General features: G+C 67.7%; 14 protein-coding genes, 1 tRNA gene and 1 pseudogene. 10 read left to right on the plus strand and 6 right to left on the minus strand.

What is annotated here, in order from left to right:
* Window positions 1–10 precede the first annotated feature (10 nt).
* The 6 genes and pseudogenes from DR843_RS05505 to der all read left to right on the plus strand — a co-directional run bounded on the left by DR843_RS05505 (window position 11) and on the right by der (window position 5,623).
* Complete coding sequence (locus DR843_RS05505) at window positions 11–910, plus strand: segregation and condensation protein A (RefSeq protein WP_211310185.1); 900 nt, start codon at window positions 11–13, stop codon at window positions 908–910.
* A complete protein-coding gene (gene scpB / locus DR843_RS05510; RefSeq protein WP_245934009.1) occupies window positions 903–1,505 on the plus strand; it encodes an SMC-Scp complex subunit ScpB in 603 nt (200 codons plus the stop codon). Before DR843_RS05505 ends, scpB begins: the two co-directional genes overlap by 8 nt.
* Complete coding sequence (locus DR843_RS05515; protein WP_109684460.1) at window positions 1,502–2,371, plus strand: pseudouridine synthase; 870 nt, start codon at window positions 1,502–1,504, stop codon at window positions 2,369–2,371. Before scpB ends, DR843_RS05515 begins: the two co-directional genes overlap by 4 nt.
* On the plus strand, window positions 2,368–3,444 hold the full coding sequence (locus DR843_RS05520; protein ID WP_109684461.1) for a prephenate dehydrogenase: 1,077 nt from the start codon (window positions 2,368–2,370) through the stop codon (window positions 3,442–3,444). Before DR843_RS05515 ends, DR843_RS05520 begins: the two co-directional genes overlap by 4 nt.
* Window positions 3,437–4,126: a (d)CMP kinase gene (cmk, locus tag DR843_RS05525; RefSeq protein ID WP_109684462.1), complete on the plus strand. Its 690-nt coding sequence runs from the start codon at window positions 3,437–3,439 to the stop codon at window positions 4,124–4,126. The genes DR843_RS05520 and cmk overlap by 8 nt, the downstream gene beginning before the upstream one ends.
* Before the next feature lie 40 nt (window positions 4,127–4,166).
* Window positions 4,167–5,623: pseudogene (gene der, locus DR843_RS05530) on the plus strand (ribosome biogenesis GTPase Der).
* On the opposite strand, the gene DR843_RS05535 reads toward der, so the two are convergent.
* On the minus strand, window positions 5,620–6,630 hold the full coding sequence (locus DR843_RS05535) for an FUSC family protein (RefSeq protein ID WP_146202492.1): 1,011 nt from the start codon (window positions 6,628–6,630) through the stop codon (window positions 5,620–5,622). The pseudogene der and the gene DR843_RS05535 sit on opposite strands and share 4 nt — an antisense overlap.
* A 95-nt stretch (window positions 6,631–6,725) precedes the next feature.
* Here DR843_RS05535 and DR843_RS05540 point away from each other — a divergent pair.
* Window positions 6,726–6,799: transfer RNA gene (locus DR843_RS05540), tRNA-Pro, on the plus strand.
* Window positions 6,800–7,341: 542 nt separating this feature from the next.
* On the opposite strand, the gene DR843_RS05545 is transcribed toward DR843_RS05540, so the two are convergent.
* On the minus strand, window positions 7,342–7,968 hold the full coding sequence (locus DR843_RS05545; RefSeq protein ID WP_170119753.1) for a TetR/AcrR family transcriptional regulator: 627 nt from the start codon (window positions 7,966–7,968) through the stop codon (window positions 7,342–7,344).
* A gap of 34 nt (window positions 7,969–8,002) precedes the next feature.
* Here DR843_RS05545 and DR843_RS05550 point away from each other — a divergent pair, with 34 nt between their 5' ends.
* Window positions 8,003–8,518 carry an ester cyclase gene (locus DR843_RS05550; RefSeq protein WP_109684465.1) on the plus strand — a complete coding sequence of 172 codons (516 nt, stop codon included), beginning with the start codon at window positions 8,003–8,005 and terminating at the stop codon, window positions 8,516–8,518.
* 27 nt (window positions 8,519–8,545) lie between these two features.
* Here the strand turns inward: DR843_RS05550 and DR843_RS05555 are convergent, their stop codons facing one another.
* Window positions 8,546–9,301: a class I SAM-dependent methyltransferase gene (locus DR843_RS05555; protein WP_211310186.1), complete on the minus strand. Its 756-nt coding sequence runs from the start codon at window positions 9,299–9,301 to the stop codon at window positions 8,546–8,548.
* Window positions 9,302–9,558: 257 nt separating this feature from the next.
* On the opposite strand from DR843_RS05555, the gene DR843_RS05560 reads away from it, so the two are divergent.
* A complete protein-coding gene (locus DR843_RS05560) occupies window positions 9,559–9,873 on the plus strand; it encodes an EthD family reductase (protein ID WP_109684466.1) in 315 nt (104 codons plus the stop codon).
* On the opposite strand, the gene DR843_RS05565 is transcribed toward DR843_RS05560, so the two are convergent.
* Window positions 9,864–10,292, minus strand: a complete 429-nt coding sequence (locus DR843_RS05565) for a PNPOx family protein (RefSeq protein ID WP_211310187.1) — start codon at window positions 10,290–10,292, stop codon at window positions 9,864–9,866. The genes DR843_RS05560 and DR843_RS05565 overlap by 10 nt on opposite strands.
* Before the next feature lie 429 nt (window positions 10,293–10,721).
* Between DR843_RS05565 and DR843_RS05570 the strand changes: the two genes are divergently transcribed.
* Complete coding sequence (locus DR843_RS05570; protein WP_109684468.1) at window positions 10,722–13,598, plus strand: AfsR/SARP family transcriptional regulator; 2,877 nt, start codon at window positions 10,722–10,724, stop codon at window positions 13,596–13,598.
* 48 nt (window positions 13,599–13,646) lie between these two features.
* Here DR843_RS05570 and DR843_RS05575 read toward each other — a convergent pair whose 3' ends face one another.
* Window positions 13,647–14,156, minus strand: coding sequence for a hypothetical protein (locus DR843_RS05575; protein WP_109684469.1), 510 nt, complete (start codon window positions 14,154–14,156; stop codon window positions 13,647–13,649).
* 217 nt (window positions 14,157–14,373) lie between these two features.
* On the minus strand, window positions 14,374–14,832 hold the full coding sequence (locus tag DR843_RS05580; protein WP_109684470.1) for an Lrp/AsnC family transcriptional regulator: 459 nt from the start codon (window positions 14,830–14,832) through the stop codon (window positions 14,374–14,376).
* Between the last annotated feature and the right edge of the window lie 46 nt (window positions 14,833–14,878).

The raw sequence follows: 14,878 nt of genomic DNA on the forward strand, positions 1-14,878 counted from the left end.
CGAGACCGGCGTGGCCGAGACCGACGTGACGTCGGAGTCGGCCCCGGCGGAAACACCCGGCGGGGTCATCACCCGGCGCGGCGCGGCCCCGTTCGAGGTGCACCTGGACGTCTTCTCCGGCCCGTTCGAGTTGCTGCTCGGTCTGATCTCCAAACACAAACTCGACGTCACCGAAGTCGCGATCTCCAAGGTCACCGACGAGTTCATCGCGCACATCCGGGCCGGCCGGCAGGACTCGGCCTGGGACCTGGACCAGGCCTCGGAGTTCCTGTTGATCGCCGCGACGCTGCTGGACATCAAGGCGGCGTCGTTGCTGCCCGCCAGCGGCGACCTCGACGATGAGGATCTGGCGCTGATCGAGGCGCGCGACCTGCTCTTCGCGCGGCTGCTGCAATACCGCGCGTTCAAGGAGGTCGCTAGCTTCCTGGACGAACGCTCGCTGGTGCACGGCCGGATGACCGCCCGGCAGGCCGGTTTGGAGGAGCAGTTCGCCTCCTTGCTGCCGGAACTGGTCATCACCATCACCCCCGAGCAGTTGGCCAAGATCGCCGCCCGCGCCCTCACGCCCAAACCGGTGCCAGTCGTGGGGTTGGAGCACCTGCACGCATCGCAGGTGTCCGTGCGCGAGCAGGCCGCGATCGTCGTGGACCGGTTGCGCGCGGCGGGGACGGCGTCCTTCCGGGATCTGGTGCGTGACGCGGACAGCACGCTGGTCATCGTGGCGCGGTTCCTGGCGCTGCTGGAGTTGTTCAAGGAGGCCGCGATCGCCTTCGACCAGGAGGAATCGCTGGGGGAGCTGACCGTGCGATGGACCGGGCACGAGGGTGCGGTCACCGTGAGTGCGGAATTCGACGAGACCGACGATTCGGCAGATCCGGCTCCGGCGCAGGACAATGGCAGCCATGAGTGAGGTGGAGCAGGAGGAGACCCCGGTCCTGGACCTGACGTCCCTGCCGGGTGGCCGCCGCGCTGCACTGGAAGCGGTCCTCATGGTCATCGACCAGCCGATCAGTGCCGCCGAACTCGCCGAAGCCCTTGAGCTGGATCCCGCGGACGTGACCGCGGATCTCGAAGCGCTCGCTAGCGAGTACGCCGAGGCGGACCGCGGTTTTGCGTTGCGCAGCATCAACGGCGGCTGGCGGATCTACAGCCGCGGGGACCTGGCGCCGGTCGTGGAGAAGTTCCTGCTGGATGGTCAGCAGGCCAAGCTCACCCAGGCCTCGCTCGAGACGCTTGCCGTCATCGCCTACCGGCAACCGGTCTCCCGGGCCCGGATCAGCGCGGTCCGCGGCGTCAACGTGGACGGCGTCGTGCGCACCCTGCTCACCCGCGGCCTGATCACCGAGGTCGGTGAGGACGGTGAGGGCGGCGCGACGCTGTACGGCACGACCACCTTCTTCCTGCAACGCATGGGGTTGTCCTCGCTGGACGAACTCCCGCCGCTGGCGCCTTACCTGCCGCCAGCCCATGTGATCGACGAACTGATCGAACAAGGACACGGATGACGCCCCCGAAGAAGAAAGCAACCAGCGGCCGGGGCAAACCGGCCGGGCGGTCGTCTGCTCCCAAGCGCGGCGGCAAGCCCACCGCGAAGAAGGCGCAGCAGCCCGCCAAACCGAAGCAGCCCGCCAAGGATGTGCACGACCCCGACGGCGTGCGGCTGCAGAAGCTGCTCGCCGCCGCTGGTGTCGGTAGCCGGCGCGCCTGCGAGGAGTTGATCGTGGCCGGCCGGGTCATGGTCGATGACCAGGTCGTCACCGAGCTCGGCGTGCGCGTCGACCCCGACAAGCAGGTCGTGCACGTCGACGGCGACCGGGTCCAACTGGATGCCTCCCGGGTCTACCTGGCCTTCAACAAACCGCTCGGCGTGGTCTCCACGATGAGCGACGACATGGGTCGCGACTCGGTGGGCCAGTTCGTCGACCAGCGCAAGGAGCGCCTCTTCCACGTGGGCCGGCTCGACGCCGACACCGAGGGGCTGCTGCTGCTCACCAACGACGGTGAGCTGGCCAACCGACTGCAACACCCGTCGTACGGCGTGCCGAAGGTCTACGTCGCGACGTTCCGCGGGCAGGCCCCCCGGGACATGGGTAAACGGCTGCGCGAAGGGGTCGAGCTCGAAGACGGTGTGGTGAAGGTCGACTCCTTCCGGGTCGTGGACTCCACGCCGGGCTGGAGCATGGTCGAGGTGATCCTGCACGAAGGCCGCAAACACATCGTGCGCCGGATGCTGGAGTCGGTCGGCTTCCCGGTCGAATCGCTGGTGCGCACCCAGGTCGGCGAAGTCCGCCTCGGCGAACTGCGCCCCGGCAAACTGCGACCGCTGACGAAGGCCGAGGTGGCCTCGCTCTACCGGGCGGCGGGTCTGTGAAGGTCCACGTCATCGGGACCGGTCTGATCGGCACCTCCATCGCGTTGGCCCTGACCCGGGTCGGCGACGAAGTGACCCTCGAGGACCCCTCGCCGACGGCCGCCGCGCTGGCTGCGGACCTGGGCGCCGGGTCGGTCGCCCGTCCCGAACATCCCGACGTGGTCGTGGTGGCGGCGCCGCCGGACGTCACGGCCAAGGTCGTCGAACTCGCCCTGGTCACCTGGCCGCTCGCCGTGGTCACCGACGTGGCGTCGGTCAAGGGCGCGATCCTGGCCGACCTGGTGGCGTACGGCGAGGCCGACCTTTCGCGGTACGTCGGCTCCCACCCCATGGCTGGCAAGGAGCGCTCCGGCGCTGTCGCGGCCCAGGCCGACCTCTTCGAAGGGCGTACCTGGGTGGTCTGCCCGGCGACGCAGTCCGCGCCGTCGGCGGTCGACCTCGTCGCACGTCTGGCTGCGGCCACGGGTGCTGCGGTCGTGCAGATGCCGGCCGGAGAGCACGACGCCGCGGTGGCTGCCGTGTCGCACGTGCCGCAACTTGCCGCGAGCCTGGTCGCGGCGCGCCTGCGAGAACTGCCGGACGGTGCAATTGCCCTGTCCGGTCAGGGAATTCGTGATGTCACCCGCATCGCGGCCAGTGATCCGCTGTTGTGGACCCAGATCCTGTCGGGCAACGCGGCAGCGATCGCGCCGGTGATCGACGACCTGGCTGACGACCTGTCCCGCGTCGCGGAGGCGCTGCGCGCTCTCCTTGCCGATGACGACGGGACTGGGGCGCGCGGCGTACTGGCCCGGGCCATCGCCGACGGGCAACTGGGTCAGGCGCGGATTCCCGGCAAGCACGGAAGCGCGCCTACGGCGTACGCCGCCTTGACGGTCATCGTTCCGGACGAACCCGGCAGTCTCGCAAGGCTGTTCAACGACATGGGTGACGCCGGCATCAACCTGGAGGACCTGCGCCTGGAGCACGGCGTGGGCGCCAAGATCGGGCTCGCGGAAGTCATGGTCCTGCCGACGGTTGCCGACCGGCTCCGCGGCGTACTGGAAGAGAAGGGGTGGCGGGTCCATGACTGAGGGCCGGCTGATTGTTGCCATCGACGGGCCTTCGGGCACCGGCAAATCCAGCGTTTCCAAAGAGGTCGCGCGGCGGCTCGGCGTCGGCTATCTGGACACGGGCGCGATGTATCGCGCGGTCGCGTGGTGGGCTCAGCACCAGGGCATCGACCTGACCGACCAGGTCGCTGTCGCGCACGCCGCCGAGACCATCCCGTTGGTCATGGGCACCAATCCCGACGACCCGCGGGTGAGTGTCGACGACATTCCGATCGACCAGCAGATCCGCACCAGCGAGATCTCCGAGGTCGTCTCGGCGGTCGCCACCAACCTCGCGGTGCGCTCCACGATGAAGAAGCGTCAGCGGCAACTCATCAACCAGATCGCCGAGGCGACCGGGGGAGTGGTCGCCGAGGGGCGCGACATCACCACCGTCGTGGCGCCGTTCGCCGACGCCCGGATCCTGATGACGGCCAGCGAGGAGGTCCGGATGGGCCGGCGGTCCAAGGAACTGGCCGTCGACGCCGAAGCCACCCGGGCGCAGATCGTCGAACGTGACGCGAAAGACTCGACGGTCGCCCAATTCCTCACGGCGGCAGACGGAGTCATCACCATCGACACCAGCGACCTGGACTTCGAGGAGTCCGTGGCCGCGGTGCTCGGCGCTATCGAGGCGAGTACCTCGGCGATCGCCGGACACTGACGATTTCGGGGCCTGCCCCGGGCCTGGGAGGATGGGCGGTATGACTGATCAGCCGCCGATCGACGAAGACGCCATTGGCAACGCTCTGCGCGTGGGCCTGGACGACTTCGAGTTGTCCGATGAGGACCGTGCGCTGCTCAATGCCGACGGCGCGGCGCCCGCCTCCGACGATGGCGGCTACGCCCGTCCTGTGGTGGCCGTGATCGGTCGCCCCAACGTCGGCAAGTCCACCCTCGTCAACCGGATCCTGGGCCGGCGCGAAGCAGTGGTCGAGGACGTGCCAGGCGTCACCCGTGACCGGGTGGCGTACGACGCGGACTGGTCCGGGCGTGACTTCACCCTGGTCGACACCGGCGGCTGGGAGGTCGACGCCTCGGGCATCCACCTGCGGGTCGCCGAGCAGGCCGAGGTCGCGATCGAACTCGCCGACGCGGTGCTCTTCGCGGTCGACGCCACGGTCGGTGCGACCGATACCGACGAAGCGGTCGTGAAGCTGCTGCGTCGGGCCAAGAAGCCGGTCATCCTGCTCGCCAACAAGGTCGACGACCAGCGCACTGAAGCCGACGCGGCGATGCTGTGGTCGCTCGGCCTGGGCCAGCCCTACCCGATCTCGGCCATTCACGGGCGCGGGATGAACGACGCGCTGGACGCGCTGCTCGACGTACTCCCGGACAAGTCCGCGGTGAGCGACGCCTACCCGCGCGGTGGCCCACGGCGGGTCGCCCTGGTCGGGCGCCCCAACGTCGGCAAGTCCTCCCTGCTGAACAAGCTGGCGGGGAGGACCGCGTGGTCGTCGACAACGTTGCCGGTACGACGCGTGACCCGGTTGACGAGTTGATCGAGTTGGGCGGCAAACAGTGGCGATTCGTCGACACCGCGGGTATCCGCCGCCGGGTCCATCAGACCCGTGGTGCGGACTTCTACGCCTCGCTACGCACCCAGGCTGCCATCGAAAAGGCTGAGGTGGCGGTCGTTCTGATCGACGTCGAGGAGCGGATCACCGAGCAGGACATCCGGGTTCTGCAGCAGGTCGTCGACGCGGGGCGAGCCCTGGTCATCGGGTACAACAAGTGGGACCTGATGGACGAGGAGCGCCGCTACTACCTGGAGCGGGAGATCGAGCGCGAGCTGGTGCAGTTGTCCTGGGCGCCGCGGGTGAATCTGTCGGCCAAGACCGGTCGTCACGTCGACCGTCTGGTCCCGGCGCTGGAAGTGGCCCTGGACTCTTGGGACACCCGGGTGCCGACCGGTCGGCTCAATGCGTTCCTCGGCGAAATCGTTGCCGCGCAACCACATCCGGTCCGCAGCGGGAAGCAGCCGCGGATCCTGTTCGCGACGCAGGCCTCGACCCGGCCGCCGCGGTTCGTGCTGTTTGCCTCCGGTTTCATCGAGGCGGGCTACCGGCGGTTCCTGGAGCGCCGGTTGCGTGAGGAGTTCGGCTTCGAGGGCACCCCGATCGAGGTGTCGGTGCGCGTCCGCGAGAAGCGTCGCCGCTAAGCCTGTTGCCGGCGGTCGTAGATCACGACGACCACCGCCGCCGCGAGCACGCCGAGCGCGGTGTCGAGGGCGCGCTCGGTCAACAACGATCTCGGATCGGTCGGTGCGGCCAGCTCCACCATCAGCAACGCCAGCGGGGTCACGAAGAGCATCGCGATCGCGTAGTTGCGCGCCACGAAGAGCTCAGCGCCGACCTGGCAGGCGATCGCGATGAGGATCGCCACCAGCGGCGACGGATGCAGCCAGAGCAGGAACGCCGCGACGACGACGCCACCGAGGGTGCCGACGAATCGTTGCAGCCCCCGCCGCAGTCGGATTTCGACGTGTGAACCGCCCGCGACCGCGACACCCGCGACGGCGCCCCAGTACCAGCGGCCGTGGCCGAGCGCTGCGGTCAGGCTGCCACCGGCCAGAGCGGTCGCACCGGAGAGCCACGCCTGGTTGATGGCGCGTTTGGCGGACATCGGGTCGGCTGGTTGGTACCGCTCCCGCAGACCGCCCCGCAGCGCAGCCAGAACAGTGGTGACCAGCAGGCTGAACAGGGCCGCGCCGCCACCGGCGATTGCCAGGTGCGCGTAGGCACTTGCGCCCGAAGGAATGCTGGCGGTGGCTCCACCGGCGAAGACCACGAACAAGGCGCCCGGTGGGTGCCAGCCCAGGCGCCCGGCCAGCGCGGCGCCGATGGTCGCCATGACGGCGATGGCCACGACGCGCACCCAGATCGGGGCACCCAGCACGCTGAGCGTCGTACCGGCGAGCATCGCTGCCACCAGCGTGACCGCCGCCTGGATCTGCATGACGATGCGCTCGACGTACCCCTCGAACCGGCCGTAGAGCGAGGTGAAGGCGCCGAAGGTGGCGTAGAGCCCCAGCTCGATGTGCCCGGTGGCCCAGCACACCAACAGCGGCACGCCCACCGACACCGCGACTCGGATGACCGCGCGCCAGGTTCCGTCCGAGGGCGCGATCTGGGCTGCGTCGCGCAGCAAACGGCCGGGTTGGGTCACGTTGATCCATCGTACGGCGCCCACTGACCGGGCCGTGTCCGGAGCACTGCCCGCGGGCAGGTAGAGTGTCTGCTCGTGCCGGGATACCGGCGCAACGGGCTGTAGCGCAGTTTGGTAGCGCACCTGACTGGGGGTCAGGGGGTCGCAGGTTCAAATCCTGTCAGCCCGACAAATGTGATGTCTCAGGACATCGACGACAACGGACCCTTGTGGCGCAAAGTCTCGCAGATGAACTCAAGGGGGTTTCCCAAGGTGAGTGCTGAAACCGTCGCCCTCATTCGGGTACGACGCTTATCGAGACCAAAACGCAGAAACGATGACGAAAGTGGGTAGTACCCCGGGGCCGAGCGCACGACCACCGGCACCAGGGGCCACCGTCCGAGGCCGTTCCAGGGCCAGGGTCGTACCGATGTGGTTCGCATCGGACGTGATGATGAACGAGAGGCGGCCCGCCTGGCCCGTATGGAAGAACTGTGCGAGGCCGGCGAACGGGCTGCGCTAGCGGACGATCGGTCCGCGACGACGCCCATCAGGCACCGGCTGGACCTGTTGGCCGCGTTCGCGCGATGGGAACAGCCTGCGCTGTTGGCATTGCGGCGTGGTGAACCTAAACAATCGACGAAACCGCCACGAATCGCTGCGTCCCCGCGCCGAAGCACCTCGATATGTGACGAGATCGCCACGAGTGCGACATGGGCGCTTGAGACGGCCCTACGCGAATGCCTCGGCACGCAGCGACGCAACGATCCAGTCGACGATCTCGTCATCGGACCAGCCCCGCGAGCGAGCGTCGCCGAGCAGCGCGAATGACGTCAGCAGCCACACCTCATCGGCGGCGCGGTCGGGATCGATCGACACGAATCCCTTGCTGGCACAGGCCCGTACGAAGAAGCCAGCGCCGGTGCGACGCTCCCCGTCGATGGTGCGCACAAAGTCCTTGAGGTCAGGTTCGGTTCCCTGAGCCTGCCTGGCGAGACTGACCAGCGGCCCCACCCGCTCGTGGAAGTCGAGGGCGAAGCGCACATAGCCCGCGAGCATGGCAGCGGCATCCGGCTCCTCAGCCAGACCGCGCAACCCCCGGTCAGCCATCGGCTTGTCCTCCAGGTCGCCGGCGAGCGTCACGTCGTAGACGCATTTCAGCACGGCGGCCTTGCTTCCGAACCGCTTGTACACCGTCTCCTGGGAGACTCCCGCGCGCTGGGCGATCTGTTTGATCGTGGTCGAGCCGTACCCGGTGTCCAGGAACAGGGCCCGCGCCGCGTCGATGACCGCCAGTTCGGTACGCCGCGCGCTATCGGCTCGCTTGACCACCACGTCGGTGCAGCCTACTGTATTCATTTGAGTACAGCGAACTGTAACGAAAGGGGCAGTCATGATCGTCGAAGTCGACCGTGAGCTGGTCAGCCGGGCAGTAGCCGTGATGGCGGACGGTCAGCGGGAGGAATTCGATCTGCTGATCCATCCCAAGGCGACCAACCGGGAGGCCGTCGATGAGCCGCCGGCCGCCCGAACCCACGGGCCCGAAGCCTTCTGGGCGTCGGCGCAATGGCTCCGCTCGGCGTACAGCGACTTGGTGTTCGTCCAGGATCTGGTGGTTCGAGAGGCGGATACCGCGGTCTGGCACGGAACCATGTCGGGTCGGCACACCGGTGACTTCGTCACGTTCGCCCGCGACGGGTCGGTGGCCCGGGCGTTCGCGCCGACGGGACGCACCTTCACCGTCACCCACACCCACTGGATGCGTTTCCAGGACAACCAGATGATCGAGCACTGGGCCAATCGCGACGACGTGGGAATGCAGCTGCAACTCGGCTGGGTGCCGCCGAGCCCCGCCTACCTGTTGAAGTGCTCGCGGGCGACGAGCCGTGCGCGGCGGCGGTACGCCTAGATCGTCGTGGATAACTCCTGAGCGCTGTCAGCCGGTTGCTCGGGCGATGAAGTGCAGCATCGAACCGAACCGGCGGTAAGGGTCGCGGCGACCGGCTTCGACCTCGGCGGCCAGGCAAGACTCAAGGTCGACGTCTTCCGGGCTGACCGAGGCGGGTAGTCCGTCGGTCAGTACCCGAACGCCGTACCAGGATTCGATGCTCAGGCCGAGGTCGGCGCACCAGCCGACCACCTGCTCGAGCGTGTGCGCACGGGCGTCCGCTCCAAGTTCGTTGCGGTACGCCAGGTTGTCGAACGATGCCAGTGCTCCGGAGTAGTCGCCTCGGATGCCTGGGCGATAGGCGAGTGCGTCGCCGTTGCGGACGGTGAAAGAAAGCAGACCTCCGGATTGGGCGCGAGCAACGAGATCGTTGAGCGCTGCGGCGGGGTCGGGGAGGTACATCAGCAGACCGTGCGCGCAGACCAGATCGAAGGACTCGCCGCGCAGGGTGTCAGCCAGGGAGTGGAGGTCGCCCATGAGACTCCGTACCCGCACGCCCGCGGTAGCTGCTGCTTCGTGCAGTTGGTCGAGCAGATCCGTCGCCGGGTCAATGCCAGTCACGGTCAAGCCCCGCTGCGCCAGCCGGATCGCTTGGGTGCCCTGACCACAGCCGATGTCCAGGACGGTGGCGACACCGTGCACGTGCCCGGCGAGTTGCTCAGCGATCACGTGCTGCCGCACCACATTGCGCAGACTGCCCAACCGGGAGCTCCAGATCTGCTCGGATCCAGTGAAGGCACTCACTCCAGCGAAGCTACCGGGATTCAGCAGCGGCGGGTGGGTCTGCAGCTACACGTGTGGATCAACGGCCACATGGTCGCCGAGTCGCCGGGCGGTGAGCGAACGACGGGGCGTCAGTTGGAAATGCGTCGTGGGCGAGTTCCTAGCAGCCAGAGGGTGATCTGTGATACGCATCACAGGCGGCCTTGTCTGCGCCGCCGCGCGGATGCGGTGGTCGATTGACCCGGTCTTCCCATGTGACATCTGCGAAAGGTTCGATGATGACCAGCACTCTCTACGCCTGCTACAGCCAGCCCGAGGACGAGCAGGCGTTCGACCGCCACTACGAGCAGGTGCACTCCAAGCTGGGGCTGGCGTTGCCCGGCCTGCGGGCCTTCACGGGCACCAAACCGGCGGCGGGTCCGGACGGTGCGCCGCCGGCGTACTACTTCATCGCAGCGCTGACCTTCGACGACGACGCAGCGCTCAGCGCCGCGCTGTCCGGGCCGGAGGGTCAGGCGGCGGTGGACGACCTCGCGAACTTCGCCGGGGCGGGCGTGGCGTTGATGACTGGACCCACCACGGTCTACTCGTAGACGGAATCTGTTGCGGCCCAACCGGTTACGTCCGTCACGCGAAGGACGATGATGCGATGGAACGGTCGGTCGGCGTACTGCGGGAAGGTGTGGGCGAGTCGATCCGCAAGTTCCTCCACCGCGCCCGTGGTCGGCTTGAGAACGTGCACAAGGTGAGCCCTTACCCACCACAAGCGTGACCAATCGTCGGGGTCCCAGTGCTCCACGAGTAACGCTGCACGCGGGTCCGCCGCCAGGTTGGCCTCCCGCGCGAGACGGGTCGTGGACTTTGGTTTCACCGCATCAACAGGTACGCCGAGTACTCCGCCCGCGACCGCGTACACCACCGGTTGGGGATCAGGCCCGCGTACGGCGTGCATCGTGGCGAGCACGCCGTGCCGGTGTGCCGCCAGCCGTTGACGGGCCTGGTCTGCATCCATCCGCACCCTGTCATCATCACGCTTTCCTCAACGGCTCGGCCAGCGTCTGGATCGGCCGATCCGACGGCGGGAAATCGACGGTATGACCTCCCCAGCTGGGTCCGGCGCAATGGCCTGCGATTCAAAGATCGTCCGGCGACAGCGGTCGGCTCGCAGGTGTCATCATCGGGGAGCAGGTCGCTGCCCGTGTCGGTGGGGTGTCTGCGGCAATGCATCAGCAGTGGGAACTGGCCCCGGGGGATCGGGTAGCGATCGTCATGCGCAACCAACCTGAGTATCCGGGGACCTAGTCCGCCGCATGGCACACCGGTTTGGTTTGCAATACCGGTCAACAGTCGGTCCGGACGGTGCGCCGCCGCCTGACCGGCCGGTGGACCATTTGCTGCCATTCGTGCCTGATAGTCATTCGCTGGTCGCCATACTGCCCCTGTGGACGAGCTCTATCTGCTCGGTGGTGTGCGCCTGACCAGCCCGGGATCCCCGTCGCAGCTGCCGTTGGGCGGTGCGCAGCAACAGGGTTTGCTCGCCATGCTCGCGCTCGCGAGCCCGCGTGCCCTGACCGTGAGCCAGCTGATCGACGGATTGTGGGGGAGCTCGCCACCGCGCAGCGCCCGCAACGCGATCCAGGTGCGGATCAACGGGCTTCGTAAGTCGCTGGCGCCAACCGGTTTGGAGATCGAAACCATCGCGGGTGGCTATGCGCTCAGAGGCCAGGTGGTCATCGACACCGCTCGGGTGCGCACCCTGCTGGAGCGTGGCCGAGCGGAATTCCAGGCCGGCCGGCCCGGTCGGGCGGCAGCGGCGTACCGGGAGGCCACCGAACTGTGCCGTGGCGCGTTGTGCTCGGGTCTGGAGGATCATTTCGCGTTCCTGCCGGCTGCAGTGGCCGAGTTCGATGCACGGCGTGTCGACGCCCTGTTGGGCTCGGCGAGTGCCGAGTTGGCCAACGGGTCACCGGAAGCTGCCGCTGCGAGCGCTGCGGCTGTCCTGCAGGAGCGCCCGTATGACGAAACCGCGTGGTCGGTCCATCTGCAGGCCCTCTACCACCAGGGACGGCAGGTTGAGGCACTCGAGGGCTGCCGGCGCCTGCGCCGGATCCTGTCTGAGGAACTTGGAATCGACCCGGGACGCGCCATCCGCAGTCTGGAGCAGGACATCCTGAACCACTCGTTGCCTCCGGTCCTTCCGGAGCCGATGGACCAATCGAGTCCTTCCGAAGCGGGCGCCGCCCTGCCCGAACTTCCTAACCCGTTCGTGGGGCGGGAGGCTCTTGTGGAGCGGGTCGCGCGGACCATCGCTGACGGTGCCCGGCTGGTGACGCTGGTGGGGATGGGCGGGATGGGCAAGAGTGTCGTGGCGGCCGCGGTTGGCCGTCGCCTGGCGGAGCAAGGCATCAGAGTCGCGTACGGCACGATCCCCAGTGAGATCGACGACCGATCAGCGCTGTTCGTTGCTTGCCAGAGCGCTGGGCTCCCAGCGAACAACGACCCGGCGCTTACGCTGGCGAGCTTCGACGGACTGGTCATTCTCGACGGCGTGCGGGCCGGCCCGATTATTGCGGCGCTGATCGGCGCCGCACTCGGGCAGCCCGGGCATCTGCGGCTACTGGTAACCAGCCGCGAGGCGCTCGCCATACCGGCCGAGTACGCCATCAGGGTTGAGCCGTTGCGCCGGGTTGAAGATAGTGCGCAACTGTTCATCGCTTCAGCTCAGCGCCGCGGTGCTGAGCTCGACCCCGCCCGGGACGGGGCCGCCATTGCAGAGATCTGTGCCCGCCTCGACGGAATCCCGCTGGGCATTGAACTGGCCGGTGCACGCACCCGCGTGATGTCACCCACCCAGTTCGCTGAGCGCTTGCGTCGGGGGGAGGCATCGGTGCTCGGAGCGCGTCGCGGCGGGGTGTCCGCGGCGGGCACGGCGGATCTGAAAAGGGTTGTCGAGGACGCGATCGCCCCTGTCCTCGGGACCCACGGTGAGGTCGTCCTCCAATTGCTCGCGAGCTGCAGCGGCGGCCTGTCCCTCGACCTTCTTGAACGACTCGCCGAGGGTCGCGACCTGCTGTTGGAGGAGTCGTTGAGCACGCTCCTGGACCGCGGACTCTGCCAGCACGATGATGACGGCAGGCTCCGACTCAGCGGTCCTGTCGCCGAGTTCGCACGGGGTCTTGGACATTCCCACGACGCAGATTCGGCACTCGCCGAGGCGACCGCCCAGCTGGCAGAAAGTCTTGTCGACCAATTGCAGTCGAGCTCGGCCGGGCTCGCTATCGAACGGCTGGAAGGCGACTCCGCCGCCCTCGATGTGGCGATGCAGCGCGCATTCGAGCTGGGTGACACCAAGACGGTTACTCGGTTGACCACTTCATTGCACCGGTACTGGTTGATGACCGGACGGCTGGTGCCGGCCTCACGTGCCCTGGCCCGCTGTGTCGAGCTGACCAGCGGTGCGAAGTCGGCGTGGTTTCAGTTGCTACAGGGGACATTTGCCGGCTACCGCCACCAGCCAGAGGCGTTCGAGTTACTCGCCGGTGCGCTGCAGACCGCGCAGGATCTCCGACTGCCACCTGACCGCGTGCACGTCAATGCGTGGTGCACTTACAGCGCGCTGGCAGCTGAAAGTGAGGCCATCGAGACTGCGCTGTGTGCCGCCGATCAGGCGCGGGAGTTGGCCGCGCTCAGCGGTTCGCCGGAACTGATCTCGCTGGCCAGGGACTTGGCTGCGTTCGTTCGTGGCAAGTCCGGCGACACGCAGGTTGCCCTTGACCTGCGCCTGGAGTGTCTGGCGGAGTTGCGTACAAGCGGGACCGCCTACGATCTGGCGGCGGTTCTGGTAAACGCCGCGGACGATCTTGCTCAGCTTGGCCGCCCCGCGGAGGGACTGGCGTTCGCCGATGAAGCTCTCGTCGTGATGCCACCCGGTGCGACGCGGCTCGCAACGGCAGGCCTGCTGGGTCGTGGCCAAGCGCAGGCGCTGCTGCGAGACACTGCCGCCGCTGAGGGCACCTGCCTGGCGATGCTGGCTGGCATCGACGATCCCAACCGGGATCCGGTCGCCCTCGCCGATGGCCTGACCATCCTGGCGGCTTGTTTGGCGATGCGCGGTGACGATCAGCGCGCTGCGCGAGCGTCCGCTGCCGCTACCACCTGGTACGCCGAGAACGATGTGAGCCCGGAACGGGTCGCCGCGCCGCTGCGGGCCGAACTGGCCTCCTGCGCGGAGCGCCTCGCAAGCTCGCATGCGACGTACGGCGCCCTGGGCGCTACTGACCCCGAGGCGACCGTTCGCCGACTACTGGGAACTATGTGAGCTGGGGAACCCTCGGTTGGCGGTTCCCCAGCTCTTCGTCGGAGTAGCTCAGCCGATGACGTAGCCGCCGAGGTTGCATACCGACCCGTACATCGCGTCCTGGGTGGTGATCGTGTACTTCCAGCCCGAACTGGTCCATACCCACCAGGCGATCTGGGTCTGGACGAGGGTCTTGTTCCAGTCAGATCCGCCGCGGACCGATTGCACGAAAGTTGCGGCCGTGCCGTAGCCGGCAGCCGGAACCCAGCTTGTGGAACTCCACGGGCCGTACACCATCCGTCCGCGGTAGATATCGATGGCGGTGGTTCGAATGGACACGTACTGCCCGTTGCCTGCGTTCCTGACGTTGGCAAACAGGGTCGTTGTGGTGGTCACGGTGTCCGATTGCGCGTCGCAGGCCAGCCGGCCGCCGACGACGGCGGCGTCGGCGGGGGCCGCTCCTGAGATGACTGTGGCAAGGGCGACGAGCACCGCAAGGAGCAGGGTGAGCAACCGCGCTTGCGTTCGGCGCCACAGGGCAGGTACGGCGGTCTGGGACGTCTGGGTGGAGAGGTTCATAGCATCGGTCCTTTCGGGAACGGCGGGTTGATGGCTGCAGGATCAGCGTGTCTATGCCGGCTTACAGATCGCTTACAAACCGCCCGCGACCACTCGGTGTCGGCGCCCTCGGACCAGAATCCCCACCCCTTGCTGACGCCCACCCGCGGCTGCCTCAAGGCGTAAGCACGTGGTGAGCCTGTCCGCTGGTCCCATCACGGTCTACGACGGGGTTGCCTCACTCGACAGGCAACGCCCCGCCGGCGTCGAGTTCGTCGAAGATCAGCAACGTCCGGGTGCTGACGACCCCGGGGATGCTCTGAATCTCGTTCAGCACGAGGTGACTCAGGCTCGCATTGTCCTTGGCGCGCACCAGCAGGACGGCGTCGAACTCGCCGCCAACGAGTGCCACGTGCACGACACCCGGCAGTCGCTCCAACCGCGGTCGCACGCGGCGCCAGTCCGGCTGGTTGAGGTTCAGCGTCACGTACGCCGACGTGCCCAGGCTGGCCGCGACGGGATCGATGTCGGCGCGGAACGCTCGGATCACTCCCTCCTGCCGTAACCGCTCCGTGCGGGCGTAGGCGTTCGCCCGCGAGATGTGCAGCGTTTCCGCCAGCGAGCGCATCGACATTCGTCCGTCGTCGAACAGCAGCCGCAGGATCCGCAGATCCGTCTCATCCAGAGCGTGGGCCATTCATCTCCTCCATCGCTGGTTTGTTCGCGGAAGTATGGACAAGTGG

Source organism: Branchiibius hedensis (genome assembly GCF_900108585.1).
In the GTDB taxonomy this organism is placed as follows: Bacteria; Actinomycetota; Actinomycetes; order Actinomycetales; family Dermatophilaceae; genus Branchiibius; species Branchiibius hedensis.

What these genes read in the sequence shown, in the direction of transcription:
- scpB (WP_245934009.1), top strand. Translation starts at nt 903, where the DNA reads ATGAGTGAGGTGGAGCAGGAGGAGACCCCGGTCCTGGACCTGACGTCC.
- DR843_RS05515 (WP_109684460.1), top strand. Translation starts at nt 1,502, where the DNA reads ATGACGCCCCCGAAGAAGAAAGCAACCAGCGGCCGGGGCAAACCGGCC.
- cmk (WP_109684462.1), top strand. Translation starts at nt 3,437, where the DNA reads ATGACTGAGGGCCGGCTGATTGTTGCCATCGACGGGCCTTCGGGCACC.
- DR843_RS05545 (WP_170119753.1), bottom strand. Translation starts at nt 7,968, where the DNA reads ATGAATACAGTAGGCTGCACCGACGTGGTGGTCAAGCGAGCCGATAGC.
- DR843_RS05550 (WP_109684465.1), top strand. Translation starts at nt 8,003, where the DNA reads ATGATCGTCGAAGTCGACCGTGAGCTGGTCAGCCGGGCAGTAGCCGTG.
- DR843_RS05560 (WP_109684466.1), top strand. Translation starts at nt 9,559, where the DNA reads ATGACCAGCACTCTCTACGCCTGCTACAGCCAGCCCGAGGACGAGCAG.
- DR843_RS05565 (WP_211310187.1), bottom strand. Translation starts at nt 10,292, where the DNA reads ATGGATGCAGACCAGGCCCGTCAACGGCTGGCGGCACACCGGCACGGC.
- DR843_RS05575 (WP_109684469.1), bottom strand. Translation starts at nt 14,156, where the DNA reads ATGAACCTCTCCACCCAGACGTCCCAGACCGCCGTACCTGCCCTGTGG.
- DR843_RS05580 (WP_109684470.1), bottom strand. Translation starts at nt 14,832, where the DNA reads ATGGCCCACGCTCTGGATGAGACGGATCTGCGGATCCTGCGGCTGCTG.